This window comes from Leptospira haakeii, assembly GCF_002812045.1.
Taxonomy (GTDB): Bacteria; Spirochaetota; Leptospiria; order Leptospirales; family Leptospiraceae; genus Leptospira_B; species Leptospira_B haakeii.
Genome location: NZ_NPEG01000001.1, coordinates 419,510 through 437,746, shown reverse-complemented (window position 1 = coordinate 437,746; position 18,237 = coordinate 419,510). Strand labels below are relative to the sequence as shown.

Genomic DNA, 18,237 nt, shown 5'->3' with positions numbered 1-18,237 from the left:
GATTATCTCCTATTTTCCAGAACGGAAATTAGTTTGGACCAGTTTTCTTTGGTGTATCCATATTCTTTGAATAGGATCTTTTTCTTTTGGACCACCATGGTTGTAGGAGTCCCAGGGAATTCTAAAATTCTCATGCTGGTTTGCAGACTATCGAAGTATAAAGAAGTTTGTTTTTTGATGCCTAATTCGTTCGCTAATTTAGAAACGGAACTCGGATCATCTCCCACAAAAACGATCCAAAGATGTAGTTTTATTTTTGGATGAGAACCGTTCCATTTTTTAGAATATTCTAATAGATTTGGGACTTCTTCTTTGCAAGGAGGGCAGTCTGAACTCGTGAAATTCAGAATGACCAGATCTTCGTCAGGGATTTGGCTAAGTTCTTGGTATAATGTTTTTCTTTCTAGATCTAAGGAATATAGGGGAATATTTTGAATTTCGTTTTGATCTTTTGGACCCGCGGAAAGGTTTACAAAAATAAACAATGAGATTAGAGCCCAAAGGATCGTTTTCATACAAAAACCGAAAAGGTTTCCCTTTTGGAAATTGGACCCGGGTTAGACCCAATTTACTCCCAGTGTTTTTGGATTTGGGCAAAGTTCTGGAAATTCAGAACTGATTTTTGGATCAGTTAATCTTCTTCGCTTGTGAATGTGAAAACGAAAGAAGCTAATATACTTAGAACGGATTGGTAGAATACCCAAAGCCAAATCAATTTTACGGGAAAGGCTCCTGTAAACTGAGAGATTGCTAAAGCGGGCGCTACAAAAGCAGCGATTGAAAAACAAATCCCAGTAAGTAACCCACCTAAAAGTCCGTAAGGTAATGCAGGTCTAACAAGAGATGCTAATATTCCAATGAAGAATACTTCCAAAATATCCGCAACGATAGGTCCGATCCAAAACACTTGGGACATTGGAACGAAGAAGTTCTTTAAATTTGGATCAAAATAAAAAGTGGAGAATAATAAAGTTCGAAGGGAAACAGAGGCTACTTCCCAAATTCCAAGAGCTACGAAGAACCTAAGTAAGAATTGATTCCAATCTTTTGCCGTGCGTAAACCCATATAAACGAAAAGCCCGGGGATACCGGGCTTTTCCATTCTTTTTTGTAGAAAGAATTTATTTTCCGACTACGAACACGTAATTGGTGGTTGCTGATCCGCCAATATTGAGCATCAGTCCGTTTTTAGCGCCTTCTACTTGGTAATCACCAGCAGTTCCGGTAACTTGTTTGTAGATGTCTAACATCATTCTCACACCGGAAGCTCCTACTGGGTGTCCCGCTCCGATAAGTCCACCGGATGGGTTGATCGGTTTTTTACCGTGGAAGTCGATTACTCCGTCTTCGATTGCTTCGTGTTCCTTACCTGGTTGAGTTATCCCGAAAGCGGAGATCGCTGCATACTCGGAAGAAGTGAAACAGTCATGAGTTTCGAATACATCGATGTCCTTAGTGTTCAGACCGGAACGATCGAATGCATCTTTAACGGTTTGGCGAGTCCAAGGAAGAACCCATTTGTCACCTTTAGATTCAGCAACTTTTGCTTCGAAAGTGATCGGAGCAACTCTGTGTCCCCATCCTTTGATCTTAGGATAAGCAGAAAGTTTAGTTCCTTTTTTCTTAGCGAACTCTTCTGCGTAATTCTTATTAGCAAGAACTACTAACGCAGCACCGTCAGTTACTTGAGAACAGTCGGTGATTGCAAGGCGTCCACCCACTGCCATATTGAACTCTCCACCTCTTGAATTTGCATGTTCATTGTTCATGAACCAAGAGCGAGTTTGAGCTTTAGGGTTACGTTTAGCGTTTGCGTAATTAATCCTGGAAATTTCCGCAAGAGCTCCCATATAACGTTTTTCATCTAACTTATAACGCTCTAAAAGAACGTCTGCGAGTTTTCCGAAAAGTTTAGGGAATGGGAATTGAACTCCCTTAGCTTCTTTGTCGTAATAAGCTGCTGTTCCTAGGAAGTCTCCTCCAACAGAAGAAGAAACTGTCTTCATGATTTCCATACCAACAACAATCGCTACATCATAATCTTTAGAGCGAAGTTTGGTTTGAGCTGCATCAAGAGCAACAGATCCGGAAGCACAAGCCGCTTCATAACGAGCGCCTGGAACTCCGAAGAAACAAGGATCAACTTCAGTTAAGAAAGCTCCCAAGTGTCCTTGGACTGCATATTGTTCCGCGTCAAAGTTTCCTACGAAAACTCCGATACGATTTTGTTTGTTTAACTTTTTGATTTCGTCAGGAGTAAGACCGACTTTTTCTAGTCCGTCTTGAACGGCTTCCCTGAACAAGGACATGAAGGTTTTTCCTTCTTTAGTCCAGTTACGTTGGAAGTCTGTTTGCTCTCCGCCGAGTACGTAAACTGCATCTTTCATGTAATCTTTCCTCCCTTATTATCCTTTAAAAAGAGAACGAGCGTCTAAAATATCTTTCAATTGATAGAAAGGTTTTCCCGCTTTCGCTTTTGCCAATACTTCCGGAACAGGAAGTTTTGCTTTAGTGATTAGACTGATTGTTTCCTTAGGTCCGCCTAAGAAGTCTACGAATGCAGATGCAGGAGCCCAGTTAAATCCGGTTCCCATCGCAAGGTCAGTCATCTCTTTAGTATCTACAACTTCTCCTACGAGAGAGAGAGAGTAGCTTACATAACGAGCGATGAAGTAACGAGCGATGTCCGCTTCCAAACCTTTCGCTTCTTTTACGATATTCATTGCACCGATATAATCAGCTTCGCCGATCCTGCGGTTCGCTTCTTTGATAAAAGGAATATCAAATTTAGGGACCGGAACATACAGGTCACCTTTTACATCGTAATATAATTTTTCTTTCTTACCGTCAGGAGTTTTGGTCATTTTGTAAAGACCTTGTCCGGACTTTCTTCCTAAATCTCCGCGATCGATTAACTTTTGGAAATAACCAGGAAGTTTGAATGTAGAATGTGCAGCATCTTTAGTCATCTCATAGAGGTTGTCTACGATTGCTTTGTGAACATCTAAACCGACAAAGTCAGCAGTATCCAAAGGAGCCATTGCTCTTCCGGTGTACCCGCTCATGATTGCGTCGATAAGTGCGATACCACCTTTGTCTGAATATTCTTCCGCTTTGATAGCAGCTTCGTTGATCAACTGGAATCCGATCCTGTTACCTGCGAATGCTGGAGTATCATTCGTATAAACTACAGCGCGTCCTAGAGTTTTATCCAGATATTCACCTAGTTTTTTAGTAACTTTCTTATCGTTTCCTGCATGAGTTACTAATTCACAAAGGATCATTTTATACGGAGGGTTGAAGAAGTGAGTTCCGTAATAATGTTTTTTACCGTCTTCGTCGAAAGCATCTGCTAGACGAGCGATAGAGAGACCGGAAGAAACAGTGGATACGATTGTGCCCGGTTTACGAGCTTTCGCGATCCTTTTATTGATCGGTTCTTTTACTTCATAACTTTCTGCAACAAGCTCGAAAACCCAATCGGATTCAGAGACTGCTTTTTCCAGGTCTTGGTCATAAGAACCAGGAATTAATCTAGGACGGATAGTGTCCGTTTTGATGGAAGAAATTGCTTTTTCGATCCCTTCTTTAGCCTTGTTTACGTCACGAGCCAACATATGGACTTTCGCTTTGCCGAAGGCTGCTACGATAGCTGCGGATCCGGCGCCCATTGTCCCATTTGCGCCAAGAACGGTTACGGTTTTGATTTCCCTCATGGAATTATACCAACATCTCGGTTTTTTAGAGTTAAGTCCTTGTTTAAAACAGGCTTTTTAGAGGGAAAGGCTTTTTTCTCCTTCGAAGCGCCTGCTTTAGCCGTTATCTATAAGACTTTGTAGAACGGTCGTTACGTTCGAAATAAACACCGTTCTTCAAAAAAATCGAATTTTCTCTCAAATCATAGGAAGTTTAGGGGTCTGGAGAAGTAGCCGGAATCCCTTTAGTGATTAGAACCCACTCAAGCAGGTGATGGTCTTTTAGGGCATTTATCATTCTTCTTTGTTACAATATTATAAGGTTTCCCGCTTGCCTCTTGTTAGATTAGAATAGAATTATTCCGATAATTTACATTAATAAGCGAAACATATTTAGCAGGAATCATTCGGGGGAACCTTTTCTATGATCTTAGAAAAGAGCTTATTAGATATACTTTGGGTCTTGGTTTGTTCAGGACTAGTACTCATCATGCAGGGTGGTTTCCTTGTATTAGAATCCGGACTTACCAGAGCCAAGAACTCCATTAACGTTGCCATAAAGAATGTGGCGGACTTCGGAGTAGCCACTCTTCTTTTTTATACATTCGGATTCGGACTCATGTTCGGTGTCACATGGAATGGTATAGCAGGAACTTCTTTATTTGTCCCTGTGTTTCCGGAAGGTAAGGCTTGGCCTCCGACCTTCTTCTTATTCCAATTGGTTTTCTGCGGAACTTCTGCAACAATCGTCTCTGGAGCAGTTGCAGAAAGATTAAAGTTCCATTCTTACTTGTTCGCTACTGCATTGATCTCAGGTGTGATCTATCCGATCGCAGGCCATTGGTGTTGGGGAGGAAGTTTAACTGACGAGAATCATGGCTGGCTGGCAGCAAGAGGATTTCATGATTTTGCAGGCTCCACTTTAGTCCACAGTGTGGGTGGTTGGGTATCACTTTCACTTCTTCTTGTCGTAGGGGCAAGGATAGGAAGATTTCCTGAGAACGAACCGCCTAAAACTGTGACCGGAAGTAATTTGCCTATGGCGATGTTAGGCGGAATTCTTCTTTGGTTCGGATGGATGGGATTCAACGGAGGAAGTACTCTGGGCTTTAATGAAAAAGTTCCCGGTATTATTCTAAACACGATCATTTCCTCCGGGTTCTCTCTCATGGTTGCGATGTTGGCTGCATGGTTGATCAAAGGTTTTCCGGAAGCAACTGCACCTTTGAACGGATCTTTAGCGGGACTAGTAGCCATCACTGCAGGAGCAGATTGTTTTACTCCAGTCCAATCTGCAATCATCGGTAGTATCGCGGGCTTATTCGTTCTTCCTGCGGAAAAACTTTTAGAAAAACTGAAGATTGACGATGCAGTTGGAGCAATTCCGGTCCATTTGATCGGAGGAATTTGGGGAACGATCGCAGTCGGAATTTTCGGAGATCTGAATTTGATCGGTCATAATGTTACTAGATCTTCTCTTCTTCTCACCCAAATTATCGGAATATTGGCCGTAGGAGGATTTGCGTTCGGACTTTCTTTACTGATCTTCTATATGATTAATAAATTTTTCCCTCTCCGGGTAGATGGAGACGAAGAAAGAATGGGCTTAAATATCTCGGAGCATAAGGCAACTACTGAGCTGATCGACCTATTCTTAGCGATGGATTACCAGAGGAAGACTGGGGACCTGGCGGTAGATGTTCCAGTGGAACCATTCACCGAAGTGGGTCAAATTGCAGAACGTTACAATTTGGTTCTTGGAACAGTTCGTTCTACACTTGCAGACAATGAAAAAGCAAGGGCTGAAATTGCAGATGCGTACGAAAAGGTGCGTGTTGAGCAGGATAAGGCGGAAAAATTACTTCTGAACATTCTACCGGACTCTATTGCTCAAGAATTGAAGTCGAATACCGGGCTCATTGCAGATAGTTATCCGAATGTTTCTATTCTTTTTGCGGATATAGTCGGATTTACCAGAATTTCGGCAGCGATGAAGCCTGAGTCCGTAGTACGCATCTTAAACGAAGTATTCTCTCATTTCGATATTTTAGCCGAAAAGTACGGTCTGGAGAAAATAAAGACCATAGGGGATTCATATATGGCAGTAGGAGGCCTTCCTTTACCGAATGAGGCACATCCTTTGCTTGTAGCTCATATGGCATGGGACATGAAGGAGCTTCTTTCCAAATTCAAACTTAAAAAAATGGGTACTAAACTGCGTATGAGAATAGGGATTAATACTGGTCCGGTAGTCGCAGGAGTCATTGGAACAAAAAAATTCATCTACGATATCTGGGGAGATGCGGTAAATCTTGCTAGTCGTATGGAATCTCATGGTGTTCCGGGAGAAATTCAGGTCACAGAATCCACTGCAGAACTAATTAAAACCGATTTTGCATTAACAGAAAGAGGAGAGATCAAGGTGAAAGGAAAAGGTTTAGTCAAAACCTTCTTAATTAGCCATCGACTACGTTCTCCTGAAGAGAGTTTTACCGATCTAGGATACTCATTCAGCGCAACTTAAGATAGAAATGAAACATTATGAAATGTTTTACATTGCTTTCATGAAAGAAAATGAAAAAAGGTTTTACTCTTTTTGCTCTAAGTCTTACGAGTGGAAATTTACTCTAGGAATAACGGAAAGATTCCCCAGATACAAGGAGTATCTACCATGGTAGCTAAGAAGAAAGCAAAGAAAAAAGCCGCACCTAAGAAGAAAGCGGCAAAGAAGAAAGTAGCGAAAAAAAAGGTCGTTAAAGCCACTAAGAAGAAAGCAGTTAAGAAGAAGTCTGCGCCTAAAAAGAAAGTAGTTAAGAAAAAAGCTGCTCCAAAGAAACCGGCGCCTCGTCCTGCTGCTCCAGTTGCGACCCCAGAACCTACGCCTGCACCAAGCCTGTTCCCAACTGGCGGTTCCAGCGAAGGAGAGAGCAACATCTAATTGCTCTTTTTTCTGAGAAAACTGGTCCCGCTCCCTTTTGGGAGCGGGATATTACTCTACCTTCTACTCTTCTCCACCTCCCTATTTAGCCAAAGCTCTCCTGCGGTTTATGCAAAAGTACTCTGCATTAACTCTCCGGAAGGTTGTGAATGTAAGTTTCCTGAAAAGGAACATGGCATCCGTGTATTTCACGGAGAAGCTGTCATTTTAGAAGATCCATATAATAAGTCCGAAACTTCTAAGATACGTCGTTCTAAAGAGTCCTGCACCTATCCAAGGATCAATTTGAAACCTTTGGCATACCAACATACGTTTCGACCCATGCAGACGTCTCTAGATCATTCTCCTAAGCCTTTAGAAAGATTCCTCTCCCAAGATGACCTGGAACGTTTGTCGGAATTCCAACCATCGAGTTTAGGAGTCTATTATCCTACTTATTATCATTTAGCATTGGAAGAAGCATTTCCAGGAACGGAAGTGGCCGCATATTCTCCTTCCGGAAAAGAAATCGGCAGAGCATCCGCTACATTCTTAGAACAAGTACGTTGGGAAGGTTCTGGAATTGCAAAGGATGGGAAGAAGTATCATTTTGCAGGAGAAGGAAAATACGAACTCTATGATCTGGAATGGGGTTGGGGTGCTGGATATAATTACCAAGTGTTTCCATATCGCACCTTGGCTGTGAGTTTTAAGGATTTATGTGAGAAGATTGGGTCTAGAATTTCTTCCTGCAATAAATCCAAGGTAATTGGTACTTTAGCTTTTATCTCCAAGATCAAAGAGAAGAAGATCAAAATGCAAAATGGAAAGTACCATGACGGGTACTTTTGCCTAAACGATACGGGATCACCTTTGTACATCCGAGACGATCGAGTGGATATGTTCGTAGGCGTTCACGGAGGAGGAAGCCCCTACCAACCTCATGAGCTTTCCAGGAACTTGTTTTTAGATGCAGGGATCCATCCTCTCTATCCCTCCGATTGGAAATTGTACAGCTCCGAAAAAGAAAGATTCTGGTGCCCTAAGGAAAAACTTCCCCGAAATCCTTTCTCCCCTTCTGAATCCGAATGCAAATTGGATTATCATGCCCAGGCTCCAGAAAAGGGAATGGAGATGAAGATCTTCTTCCGCAAGGATGGAAGTTTGGTTCGTTGCAGGACTTGATCCTAAATCTCTAATCTAACAAGCATATTCAATATTATAAAATCCAGCTCATTCGTTTAACAAAACGTTCTATCTTGAATTGACAGTCGCTATATAGATAATTATATAGCGAATATGAGTTCTCTAAAATTGGGTGTATCTCCAAAAGTTTATCTTTGGCTGATCATCTTTTTGAGCTCTTATTCGATCTGGTCCTTCGATATAGTCACCGAAGATAAAAAGTTATCAGTTCCTTCTAAGTTTACAGTGAATGGAACTCTATGGGTTTCCTATGGGCTGAATGATAAAAAGCCTAATGGTGCACCCGACTATTCCGGACCAAATAGCCAGAGCACAGGTTTTAGAGTAGCGAGAGCCTTGGTAAATATCCAAGGAGATATTGAAGAAGGAGAATATAAGGGTTACGGATTTAGGATCACGCCTGATGTTTATTCTACTTATTCTCAAGAAGCAAATGGTTGTACGAATTTTGACGGAAGCCAAGTCTGTCAGGGATTTAACGACTACGCCTTTAGCTTAAGATTCGCTTATTTTAATATGCCTTTGTTCGATCGATTCCTTACCTTAAGGGTCGGACAACAACCTGCTGCAGTTACAATTAGTCCAGTATTCAATCTCACTGAGATGATGGCTCACCGTTATATTGATGGAGATCCAACTGGAAGAATGGGAGCATCTGCTGCATTCCAAAACTTCGGATTTTCCACAGGTGTAGAAAGAGGGATCAGTGTTTTTCATAAAGATGAATATTATGGATTTCATTTTATGCTTGGGAATGAATCCACTCATCGTAGAAATAATGCACAAGATTTAGAGATACTCACTGTCACAGGTTCCAGTGATAAATTAAATTCATTAGCAAACGGTTCCGGAGATTCATATGGACTGGATCTACAAGGTATCTTGAATTTTTTACCAACTGGAGACTCCAAAAAGTTTCTAGCAGGTTTAAGTTCTCCTTTCATTTTCAAAAATATAACAGGCATCGATCGAGACGAAGTAGAATATAATTCTGCGAATTTTGTATGCACTGCTGATTGCCAAAACCATCCAAGAGTCCGGATGTTTAGAGGAGAAAAAAGAGCAAAGCAGGATATATACTTTGGATTGCAGACAGATATAGCATATAACGAGGATAACTTCTCCTTTGCGATGGGAGGTGGGCCTTATTATTTTTTAGATAGGAGAGGAAAGTCTTCTCTTATCAACGAGCAGATCCTATTTCCGGAAGATTTTTTCAATCAAGGTTTGGATACCACAGTTGCTTCCAACGAATTTCGCAAATTGTATGCTACCAATACTAGAGACGAAAGGGATTCCTTGGCAAAAGGTCTCTATTTTTATACTCATGTGAGATATAAAAAATTCGGTGCATTCTTGATGTACACAACCGGAACAGGAAACGGCATGGGAAGAGCTCAGGATCCTGTAACAGGTGTGATGTCTGCTCCTTCTAATGTTCCTTGGATGGATCAAGTCGTTCGATACGATCTACAAACGGATGGAGTATTAGGTAACGTTAATATTCGAGATATATTCGATCTTAGGAATCATGTGGATCATGGTAAGGCAAGATTTTATAAAACTGTAGCTTCCCTGAATTATTTCCCGATGGAAAGACTAAAAATTTCATTAGCCGTGATCCAAATTGTATCCGTTGATCAAACGGGAAGACCTACCAGAGTAAATTCCTTGGAACGGATCAGAGGAGATGAAAGAACAACGGGGATAGAATCTCAAAATGTATCTGATCAATTTTCTCAAGTGGTTCTGACCTCACTTGGATTTCCAAATGGTGTGACTGTAAACGATCTGATAGGTAGACCTTTGGTAGAAACCCAAACTTTAATCGCTACCGAATATATATTTTAAAAGAACATGAAACGTTTGGGAAATTCCAGGAATTATATCTTATTCTTCTTAATTACTTTTTGTACGGCTTGCAGCCCTAAACTTGCCGGCTCTTCCGATGGATTGGCTGTATTTGCATTTTTGGATATAGAAACAGAAGATGATCGTTTGAGAAGGATTCTTATATCAAACCAAGTCGGCCCATTGGACAAACATACTTCTCCATCTCCTCCAATCTTAAAATTGGGAGAAGCATTATTTTTTGATAAAATACTTTCAGGGAATAAAAACATTTCCTGTGCTACTTGTCATAATCCAGGACTTGTTTCAGGAGACACACTTGCATTATCTATCGGAGAAGGCGGGGAAGGATCCGGACAAACTAGGAGTCTGAATACTGGAGTGTTCATCCATCGAAATTCTATGGAATTACATAACCGTTCTTCGCTGGAGTGGAAAAGTTTTTTCTGGGACGGAAGAATATCCATAGATGAAAATTCAAATTTCGTTTCTCCGTCTGGAATTACTTTACCCTCTGGGCTCAAAAGTTTATTGGCAGCTCAGGCAATGATCCCAGTTCTTTCTAGAACAGAAATGCTTGGCCAAAGCGGAAGCAATTCTATCGCTAATATTCCAGATACAAACCCTCAAGCGATATGGAACAGTCTTTTGCAAAGATTATTGGATATTCCTGAATATGTAAGCTTATCCCAAGAGGCATATCCAGAGTTAGATGTATCTGAATTAGGTTTTGAAAATGTAGCGAATGCATTAGGAGATTTTACAGGCCATCTTTGGGATACTACTGATTCGAGTAATTGGGACCTTTCTCCTTGGAATCGATATTTAGATGGTGATAATAGTGCTTTAAATAGTAAGGCAAAATCCGGAGCATTTTTATTTTATGGAAAGGCAGGATGCTCAAGATGCCATTCGGGATCCTTGATGACGGATCAAAAATTTCATAATCTAGCCATTCCACAATTTGGTCCGGGCTTCGGCGCAGACTCTCCTTTAGATAAAGGGCGATTTGGTGTGAGTGGAAATACAAATGATAGTTTTGCATTTAGGACACCTTCTTTAAGAGAAGTTTCTTATACTTCTCCTTATTTTCATAACGGCGCCTATACTTCTTTAAGAGATGTGATCCGACATCATTTAAGGCCCAGAGATTCTTTACTAAATTACGATCCGAATAATATTCCAGTGGCTCTGAGAAGTTCTTATTTATCTAGTTTTGCGATAAAGAACGAAATTTTAGCGACTTTAGATCCATTATTAAATGTGAATATAGTAGTATCAGAGAATGAAATGGATCAGCTGCTGGAATTTCTGAGTTCATTATCTTCTCCCACTACTTTGAGTTTGGGGAATAAAATTCCAGCTACTGTTCCAAGTGGACTCTCAGTTAGCGATTAAGTTATTCTGCTTTTTTGAGAATAATCGTATTCAGCCAACTCATCTTACGAGGTCCTAAGTTGATCCCGCCAGCTACATCTCCTCCATAAGGAGCAGTATCTTCACTTGAAATGGTAGCAATATAATCTGTATCACAAACATTACCTGTACCTGAACAAGAAGTATAATCCGTTAAAGAAGCTGGAGGAGTGTAATAATTCCCTCCCAAACCTTTTTTGAATTCTGTAATCACTACTACACCTGGAGAAGGTAAAGATCCGCTTCCTGAACCTATAATCGTATTAGAAAGTTCCGCGTACGAATGTGTGATCCTATATTTGTCAGTAGCTTCTAAAATAACATAATAACTTTGGAAATCGTTCGGGCTTCTTAAAGTAGATTTGGAAAGGACTTCTAAAAGAGAGACACCTTTTCCTAAAATATAATGTTTACTATTTGATATGGGACCAATCGCACTAAAATTGATAGACGTAAAGTTTGAAGTATTCTGCAGATCAGAAATAGAATAATTGAGAGGAGTAATCACATCTCCTGCGACACTGAAGGAGGCGGTTGTCCCGGTCCCACTTTGAGTTAACCATTCATTGATCACAGTGATCTTAGTTAAAAATTTAACGTAGCGAGTACCTTGGTTTATATCGCCTTTAGAAACGAATGCCATACTTCCTGAATTGGAATCCAATAGGCCGCCATTCTTTTCATAAGCGATGATCATCTCAGCGCCTAAAGAAGTTCTCATTAGCTCTGTATAAGATACTACAGCTTTATAACCGTCCTTTCCCTCTAACACTACCACTGTGGCTCTGCCGTCTTTACCCTTATCCAAAGGTTTGAACTTACCGCCAATATTAATCAGATCTCGTAAAAGAACTCCGTTAAAACTGCTTACCGTTTCGATCAGATTTCCGCTTTTATCTTTGATCGAGATATTATTAAGGATCACCTTCTGAGGAAATTTAGAATCATCTTGCAGAGAAGCCACAGTATATAACCCGGATTCGAAATAAGGAGCAACTGTTAGATCGGTATTTCCGTTATTATCGGGACCGATCAAAGAGAATGAATTACTATAGAATGTATTATCCGAAGAACGTAAGGCAAAAGCAGCCAAACCCGATCCGTCCGTCCCAGAATTCGGCGAACAAAAAACAATAAGCGAATACGTAACATAAAAGAAGGTTAATTTAGAGAAAATAGATGGGAACCTACTTTGCGGGAAAATCATATAAATCAGCATCCTTAATATTGGTAAGGACTCACTAATTCGCTATATAGTCAACTATATAGCGAATGGATAAACCCACATAGTTGCAAAAAACGGGACTCACAGTTTTTTTTGAGGAAATTTTTGATACTCCTAAGAGAAGGTTTTTTGTAACTTAGAGCTGGAGAAACGATGAAGGATAAGTTGCAGATTGATGGGGCACTTTGGCTAAAGTCCAATAAAGAAAATAAGCTGGGCCGGGAGAAGATAGAGTTGCTCCGAGCGATCGAAAAATGCGGCTCCATATCCAAGGCAGCAAAGGAAGTCGGGATTAGTTATAAAACAGCATGGGACTCCATCGATTTACTGAATAATTTATACAAAGAAATTCTAGTCGAAAAAAGTGTAGGAGGGACCAGTGGCGGAGGAGCAAAACTCACCGATAAAGCCAAGGAAATGATCCAGCTCTATCAGATTGTAGAAGATGAGCACAGAAAATTTCTGACCAGAATAAGTGAAAGAATGGACAATCCATTCGAACTCTTGAATTTTCTAAATCGTATCTCGATGAAAACCAGTGCCAGAAATCAATTTTATGGAAAGATCAAAAATATCCAAAAGGGAGCGGTAAATTCAGAGATCATTATTTCTCTAAAAGGGGAACAAGAGATTACTGCAGTTATTACAAACCAAAGTGTGATCAATCTAGGTTTGAAAGTTGGTAAAGACATATACGCATTGATCAAGGCTTCTTTCATTTTTCTTTCTAAGGATACAGATCCTACTATCAGTTCCGAAAATAAATTGAACGGAAAAATTTTCTCTATCGTAAAAGGTAGCGTAAACGACGAAATCATAATAGAATTGAATGGTGGAAACAAGCTCACATCAATAATCACAAGCCAAGCCACAGAACAGCTCAAGCTAAAGGAAGGAGAAGAGATCTGCGCATTCTTCAATGCTTCTTCCGTAATTTTAGCAGCAGAGTGACTAATTAAAAAATGGCTACAATATTCTCGCATCCGGCAGTTCCAATCTCTCTCTTCTTCTTTTTCGGGAAAAAGAAAATCCCTGTATTACTTGCAGTTTTTGGAATATTCTTCTCTATACTTCCGGATTTTGACGTAGTGGCTTTCAAATTTGGAATCCCGTACGAAAGCGATTGGGGTCATAGAGGATTTACTCATTCTATCTTATTTGCTTTGATAATGTCCTGTATTGTGGCATTCTTCCGGACAAAACTTAAAGCTAGTTGGCTTATTATCTTTTTATTTCTTTTTGTATCTGCGATCTCTCATGGAGTGTTGGATGCGATGACCACAGGTGGTTTAGGAGTTGGATTCTTTATCCCTTGGAGTTCTGAAAGGATCTTTTTTGAATATAGACCGATCAGAGTTTCTCCTATCGGTCCTAAAAACTTTTTTACGGAAAGAGGTTGGGTTGTGATCCAATCAGAACTTTTGAATGTTTGGGCCCCGGCTATTTTTGTTTCCGGGACCGGTATTTTAGCTAGAAGATTTTTCTTTAAGGATAGTTCACTGAACCACTAAAAGATCTATCTTTCCGTGTTTATTATATTTCACGAAAGCTTTTCCTTTTTCGTAGTAGTCGTGATACTCGCCTTGCTTTCTAAATTTAGAACCTAAAAGTTTCTCAGCAGCCGGTTTGGAAGACCCAACTGTGATCCCTTGTCCTAAACCTGGGCTATTATCTCCGACTACATTCACTTGAACTACAGTTCCCATATCTAAGATGAACGCAGTCTCTTTGTTATCGTATTCGAAATATTCCAAACCGCTTTTTTTATCCGTTTTGATGCGAGTAGGTTTTCCCCAGTTTTTCAAAAGGTCCTCTAGTTTATCTCCAGGACCAACTCCACCAACTTTAAATGCATTCACTTCGTTTGCTGGAGTAGGAGCGGTCAATTCAATCGAATGGATCTTTGCTAGAACTTTTGCCCAGCCCGAAGTAGAATCGTAATTAGTTAAATAATAACTTGCGAGCCCTTTTGATTTTGGATCTACTGCGGAATAAGATTCAACCAATGCGATGTTTAAGATAGGAGTGAAATTCTCATAAATATAATCAGGATCCACTTGTTGTTTTTGAGCGGTAGATTGGCCGATCGTTTTTAGATACTGAGCGATCTGAGGATTGTTTCCACTTTGATTCGCAAGAGTTCTGATTTTCTGATCGATCGATAGAGCAAGACGATTGAAAAGTTCTTTCGCTTCTTCTTTTTTATCGGTCCAGAATAGAACTACACCTAAGTTGTTTGCCAAAGCGACGGTTCCTTCTGCTTGGAAAGCTTGGTTAGCTACATTAACCGCTACATCTAGATCTTTTTCGTCTGCAGAATAAGAAAGTAGTACTGCATAATTAGAAAGAAAGTAAGGATCATCCGTTTTTACGATCACTTCTCTGTACGCTTTAAGTGCACGATTATATGCCGCTTCGTTTCCGGGAACGATCCGCATGACAGCACGTTTACTTTTATCCGGAGGAAACACCATTGTGTCCCTGAAAGAAGGCATATCTAAAACCGGTTTTAATTTTAATTCTTCGTTGGATGCGGTTGCCATCCAGATCTTGTGCATACAAACTGCAAGAGCTTTGCTTAAGTAAGTATTCTCGGGAAATTTTTTGATCCCGTCTTCTAAGTTGGATCTTGCTTCATCTAAATTTCTACCTAGTTGAATATCATCAAAAGTTTTTTCCATCTTAGCTAAGAAGCTATAAAGTTCCTGCTTATCCGTCTTAAGTCTGGATAATCTTTCATTTGGAGAAGGATGGCTGGAGAAATAATGAGAGCCTATTAGCTCAGGTCTGGTTTTATCCGCTTTAGAAGAAGCTAATGCTTCCTTATAAGATTGCTCAACCTCGTTTAAAGTTTGGAGAGTGATGAGCATGAAGTCACCACCGTAACCTGCTTTGTCCAATAAGAACAACCCGGTTTGATCTGCATCCAGCTCTTGCTCTTGGGAAAATTTGCTATTTTCCAAAAATGCTTTTCCGGACGGTTCATCTTTGAGTGCGTAAAACTTTTTAACACTATTGAAAACATGTCTGTTATAAAAATGAGCTAACTCGTGAGATAATACTCCCGCAATGTATCTTTCTCGATGGAAGTCCAACTTTTGAGCCGCATCTGCTTCTTTTTGTTTGATGATCTCATCTAAAGAATCTAAAGCTCCTGAATGAATACAAAACTGTCCGCCCGCCATTGCGAATGCGTTGAAGCTAGCTTCCTTTACGATTTTATAAACTAGAGGGAAGGGAGGGTTTCCGGAATTTTTGGAAAGTTTACCAAATGCTTTGTCTATTGGCTTCTTCCAGCCTTTATGATCAGCAAGCACAGTCTTTGACTTGATCAGATTTGTGAACTGTACATTACTTTGTCTCACTAACTGCGCATACAATTCCGAGTCGAATTCTCCCGGTTTGTTTTGAGAAAAAATCGGAGAGCCAGAGAATGATATTAAGCCTAAAACCACCAATAATTTCAGGACATAAGGGCGAACCGAATTCGAAAGATCGATCATGAGAAAACCTCTTGAGGAGAGAAAACTATCCACTATTAAGCGAATGTCAACTCTGAAAGGTTTAAAAAGTGAAATGAAATTTTTTGATCGAAAAAACCGGATCGGTGAACTTTTAGTCAGGCAGCGATGGAATGATCGATTAGAATTAAAATATTGATTAAAAACAAGTGAAGAATGCTAAAGAAGAAAAATCCTCTGGCGAACTTAGGCTCGGGATTTTGGAATAATTTTACAGAAAGATAAAGTATAGATATACTCAATACTACGGAAGAGATCATATACAACCAACCCATGGAAGGTTCTGCCCAATAGAACGCGATCACAGATCCCACATAAAGAATTGTATAAAACAAAATCGAACGTCCGGTTTCCTTTACACCTTTTACGACTGGAAGCATTGGGAAATTCGCGTCGCTATAATCTTCTTTCAAGAAGATTGCAAGCGCCCAGAAGTGAGCCGGGGTCCAGAGAAAGATCATCAGGAATAATATCCAAGCAGGCAAAGGTAAGGAATTACTTACAGCCGCATAACCGATCAAAGGTCCAACGCAGCCCGCCACTCCACCTATTACGATATTCTGATGCGTTCTTGGTTTTAATAGAATTGTATAAAGAAAAACATAAGCAAGTAGTGCAGCAAAAGCGCATAATGCAGTTAGCAAATTCGCAAAATAGTATAAGACCCCAAATGCTGCGAAAGTCATCGCAAATCCAACGATCCAAGCCTGGGCAATGCTGATCCTTCCTGCAGGAAGCGGACGATTTGCGGTCCGTTTCATTTTAGAATCTCTATCTATTTCTATAATCTGGTTGAAGATAAAAGATGCGGAAGACATTAAAAAAGTCCCAAGCATAGTCATAAAAACCAGAAGTGTACTAGGTGCAACCGGGCCACCAAGATATAAACCAGGCACAGCAGTAGCTAAAACAAGGGAACTTACCCTTGGTTTGATCATTTGGTTCCAGTCGGAAAGAAAACTATTCATTCTATTTAAGAAACCTTACTCTTAGAAAGTTCAGAAGCCCTCTGTATCCAAACTGCATACATGGACAAGAAAAGAAGAATAGCTACTCCGGTATGAGCAGCAGTAACTAATTTTGGAAGTTTCATATATACGTTCACAACTCCTAATCCTATCTGTATGAGAAGAAGGATAATAGCAGCTCTTACGTATTTTTTGGTTTCCTGGGAGAATCCTTTGAATATTCCATAAAGGTTTATTAGAAGAATATAAAATGCCACTAAATAGGCGCCCAATCTATGCTGCACCTGGATCTGTATCTTAGGCTCAGGAACAGAAGGAATCCATTCTCCGTTACAAGTCGGGAATTCCAAACAAGCAAGTCCTGCGTAATTGGAACTTACCCTTCCTCCTAAAATAATTTGGAAGAAGATCAACAATACTCCGATCAAGAGAGGGATCTGGTCCTTCTGCAATAAACTTTGTTTTGTTAAAAACTCATTTGAATTTGTAGAATTTGCAAGATTGCGCGCTTTGAAAGTCGCTGTAACTATACAAAGTAAAAACAAAATAGCATTTAATAAGTGAAGATTAACAGTAGCAGGATCTAAAGACAGAAGAACAGTTAAACCTCCCAAAGTAACTTGAGAAGCTATAAGTAATATTCCTAAAATAAAATAACCTAAGAAAGGTTTTCTTAATTCTGGAACGATTGCTGTCCAAACAGTGCCTGCGATCAGAACAATTCCTAAAAATCCGGAATAATATCTATGTCCTACTTCCATAAAAATATTAAAATCGAAGTCTGGAAAAATTTTACCGAAACAAAAAGGCCAATCAGGACAAGCGAGTCCGGAGTCAGTGGCTCGGACAAGTGGTCCATATAATAAATTTAGAAAAATTAAAACTGAATAGAGGACCAGAAAGAGAGAAAACTTTCTGAAATGAGAATAAGTAGAAGCGATCATTCTGTTTTTTCGGAGAATCCGAGCTCTTCTTTACCATACTTGAGCGAGATTGATTTGGGGCAAGAGATTTGATGTTCGAAAATCGAAAGCTTACATTTTGATCTGAGACTTATTCTCATGGAAAAAACATTTTAAGATTCTAAAGAACGAACGTTCTAGTGCCCGACCTAAGGATAGAAGCTTTTTATGTCGGTTCTAAACGTATGAAAACAATGAAAAGCAAAAACGCTTTCAAAAAAAAGACAGGTCTCCAAAACTGGCTGGTATCTTTCGCTTTTTACAAAAGTGAAACGTTTTTTTCTGATACTTTAGGAGTCATTCCATGAGCCAAAACGGAGACCATTACAACAAGGCAGGTTTTTGGACATTCGTGGTCGTGTTGACCGCTAACATTCTTTATTTCGTTTATCTTTCTGCATTCCACAAAGGTGTTAAAGATTATAATGAAGTAGTTCCTTCCCACACTTCGGCAGCGAAGTAAGGAAAGAACCGGG

General features: G+C 40.0%; 16 protein-coding genes. 8 read left to right on the top strand and 8 right to left on the bottom strand.

All coding sequences use genetic code 11. The features are described from left to right. Positions 1 to 2: 2 nt before the first annotated feature. The 4 genes from CH377_RS02170 to CH377_RS02155 form a co-directional block, all read right to left on the bottom strand. Positions 3 to 515: a TlpA family protein disulfide reductase gene (locus CH377_RS02170; RefSeq protein ID WP_100722188.1), complete on the bottom strand. Its 513-nt coding sequence runs from the start codon at positions 513 to 515 to the stop codon at positions 3 to 5. A gap of 116 nt (positions 516 to 631) precedes the next feature. Then, positions 632 to 1,066 carry a hypothetical protein gene (locus CH377_RS02165; RefSeq protein ID WP_207797578.1) on the bottom strand — a complete coding sequence of 145 codons (435 nt, stop codon included), beginning with the start codon at positions 1,064 to 1,066 and terminating at the stop codon, positions 632 to 634. 55 nt (positions 1,067 to 1,121) lie between these two features. Further along, a complete protein-coding gene (locus CH377_RS02160) occupies positions 1,122 to 2,387 on the bottom strand; it encodes an acetyl-CoA acetyltransferase (RefSeq protein ID WP_100722186.1) in 1,266 nt (421 codons plus the stop codon). Between the two features lie 18 nt (positions 2,388 to 2,405). Then, a complete protein-coding gene (locus CH377_RS02155; RefSeq protein WP_100722185.1) occupies positions 2,406 to 3,716 on the bottom strand; it encodes a 3-hydroxyacyl-CoA dehydrogenase family protein in 1,311 nt (436 codons plus the stop codon). A gap of 403 nt (positions 3,717 to 4,119) precedes the next feature. On the opposite strand from CH377_RS02155, the gene amt reads away from it, so the two are divergent. From amt to CH377_RS19950, 5 genes are all read left to right on the top strand, one after another. Continuing rightward, positions 4,120 to 6,219 carry an ammonium transporter gene (gene amt, locus CH377_RS02150; RefSeq protein ID WP_100722184.1) on the top strand — a complete coding sequence of 700 codons (2,100 nt, stop codon included), beginning with the start codon at positions 4,120 to 4,122 and terminating at the stop codon, positions 6,217 to 6,219. 147 nt (positions 6,220 to 6,366) lie between these two features. Next, entirely contained in the window at positions 6,367 to 6,633 is a 267-nt protein-coding gene (locus tag CH377_RS19780) for a hypothetical protein (protein ID WP_010513955.1), read from the top strand. Continuing rightward, positions 6,634 to 7,797 (top strand): RlpA-like double-psi beta-barrel domain-containing protein, encoded by a 1,164-nt coding sequence (locus CH377_RS02140; RefSeq protein WP_100722182.1) that lies wholly within the window; start codon positions 6,634 to 6,636, stop codon positions 7,795 to 7,797. 114 nt (positions 7,798 to 7,911) lie between these two features. Further along, complete coding sequence (locus CH377_RS02135; RefSeq protein WP_100722181.1) at positions 7,912 to 9,669, top strand: hypothetical protein; 1,758 nt, start codon at positions 7,912 to 7,914, stop codon at positions 9,667 to 9,669. Positions 9,670 to 9,675: 6 nt separating this feature from the next. Beyond that, complete coding sequence (locus tag CH377_RS19950) at positions 9,676 to 11,067, top strand: cytochrome-c peroxidase (protein ID WP_100722180.1); 1,392 nt, start codon at positions 9,676 to 9,678, stop codon at positions 11,065 to 11,067. A 1-nt stretch (position 11,068) separates the two neighbouring features. Here the strand turns inward: CH377_RS19950 and CH377_RS02125 are convergent, their stop codons facing one another. Then, positions 11,069 to 12,178, bottom strand: coding sequence for a molybdopterin-binding protein (locus tag CH377_RS02125; protein ID WP_165780443.1), 1,110 nt, complete (start codon positions 12,176 to 12,178; stop codon positions 11,069 to 11,071). A gap of 285 nt (positions 12,179 to 12,463) precedes the next feature. On the opposite strand from CH377_RS02125, the gene CH377_RS02120 reads away from it, so the two are divergent. Together CH377_RS02120 and CH377_RS02115 are read left to right on the top strand one after the other, a co-directional pair. Then, positions 12,464 to 13,261, top strand: coding sequence for a TOBE domain-containing protein (locus CH377_RS02120; RefSeq protein ID WP_100722178.1), 798 nt, complete (start codon positions 12,464 to 12,466; stop codon positions 13,259 to 13,261). 11 nt (positions 13,262 to 13,272) lie between these two features. After that, a complete protein-coding gene (locus tag CH377_RS02115; protein WP_100722177.1) occupies positions 13,273 to 13,821 on the top strand; it encodes a metal-dependent hydrolase in 549 nt (182 codons plus the stop codon). Here the strand turns inward: CH377_RS02115 and CH377_RS02110 are convergent. The 3 genes from CH377_RS02110 to CH377_RS02100 form a co-directional block, all read right to left on the bottom strand. Then, complete coding sequence (locus CH377_RS02110; RefSeq protein ID WP_100722176.1) at positions 13,807 to 15,813, bottom strand: M48 family metallopeptidase; 2,007 nt, start codon at positions 15,811 to 15,813, stop codon at positions 13,807 to 13,809. The two genes, CH377_RS02115 and CH377_RS02110, sit on opposite strands and share 15 nt — an antisense overlap. A gap of 116 nt (positions 15,814 to 15,929) precedes the next feature. Then, on the bottom strand, positions 15,930 to 16,799 hold the full coding sequence (gene cyoE / locus CH377_RS02105) for a heme o synthase (protein ID WP_100722175.1): 870 nt from the start codon (positions 16,797 to 16,799) through the stop codon (positions 15,930 to 15,932). 5 nt (positions 16,800 to 16,804) lie between these two features. Continuing rightward, the gene (locus CH377_RS02100; protein ID WP_100722174.1) at positions 16,805 to 17,743 is read right to left on the bottom strand and encodes a COX15/CtaA family protein; all 939 of its coding nucleotides are present in this window, start codon (positions 17,741 to 17,743) and stop codon (positions 16,805 to 16,807) included. 322 nt (positions 17,744 to 18,065) lie between these two features. Here CH377_RS02100 and CH377_RS19630 point away from each other — a divergent pair, with 322 nt between their 5' ends. Beyond that, positions 18,066 to 18,224, top strand: a complete 159-nt coding sequence (locus CH377_RS19630; RefSeq protein ID WP_165780220.1) for a hypothetical protein — start codon at positions 18,066 to 18,068, stop codon at positions 18,222 to 18,224. Positions 18,225 to 18,237: the final 13 nt, after the last annotated feature.

Coding starts and splice junctions, on each gene's coding strand:
- CH377_RS02170 (WP_100722188.1), bottom strand. CDS start 515: ATGAAAACGATCCTTTGGGCTCTAATCTCATTGTTTATTTTTGTAAAC.
- CH377_RS02165 (WP_207797578.1), bottom strand. CDS start 1,066: ATGGGTTTACGCACGGCAAAAGATTGGAATCAATTCTTACTTAGGTTC.
- CH377_RS02160 (WP_100722186.1), bottom strand. CDS start 2,387: ATGAAAGATGCAGTTTACGTACTCGGCGGAGAGCAAACAGACTTCCAA.
- CH377_RS02155 (WP_100722185.1), bottom strand. CDS start 3,716: ATGAGGGAAATCAAAACCGTAACCGTTCTTGGCGCAAATGGGACAATG.
- amt (WP_100722184.1), top strand. CDS start 4,120: ATGATCTTAGAAAAGAGCTTATTAGATATACTTTGGGTCTTGGTTTGT.
- CH377_RS19780 (WP_010513955.1), top strand. CDS start 6,367: ATGGTAGCTAAGAAGAAAGCAAAGAAAAAAGCCGCACCTAAGAAGAAA.
- CH377_RS02135 (WP_100722181.1), top strand. CDS start 7,912: ATGAGTTCTCTAAAATTGGGTGTATCTCCAAAAGTTTATCTTTGGCTG.
- CH377_RS19950 (WP_100722180.1), top strand. CDS start 9,676: ATGAAACGTTTGGGAAATTCCAGGAATTATATCTTATTCTTCTTAATT.
- CH377_RS02120 (WP_100722178.1), top strand. CDS start 12,464: ATGAAGGATAAGTTGCAGATTGATGGGGCACTTTGGCTAAAGTCCAAT.
- CH377_RS02115 (WP_100722177.1), top strand. CDS start 13,273: ATGGCTACAATATTCTCGCATCCGGCAGTTCCAATCTCTCTCTTCTTC.
- CH377_RS02110 (WP_100722176.1), bottom strand. CDS start 15,813: ATGATCGATCTTTCGAATTCGGTTCGCCCTTATGTCCTGAAATTATTG.
- cyoE (WP_100722175.1), bottom strand. CDS start 16,799: ATGAATAGTTTTCTTTCCGACTGGAACCAAATGATCAAACCAAGGGTA.
- CH377_RS02100 (WP_100722174.1), bottom strand. CDS start 17,743: ATGATCGCTTCTACTTATTCTCATTTCAGAAAGTTTTCTCTCTTTCTG.
- CH377_RS19630 (WP_165780220.1), top strand. CDS start 18,066: ATGAGCCAAAACGGAGACCATTACAACAAGGCAGGTTTTTGGACATTC.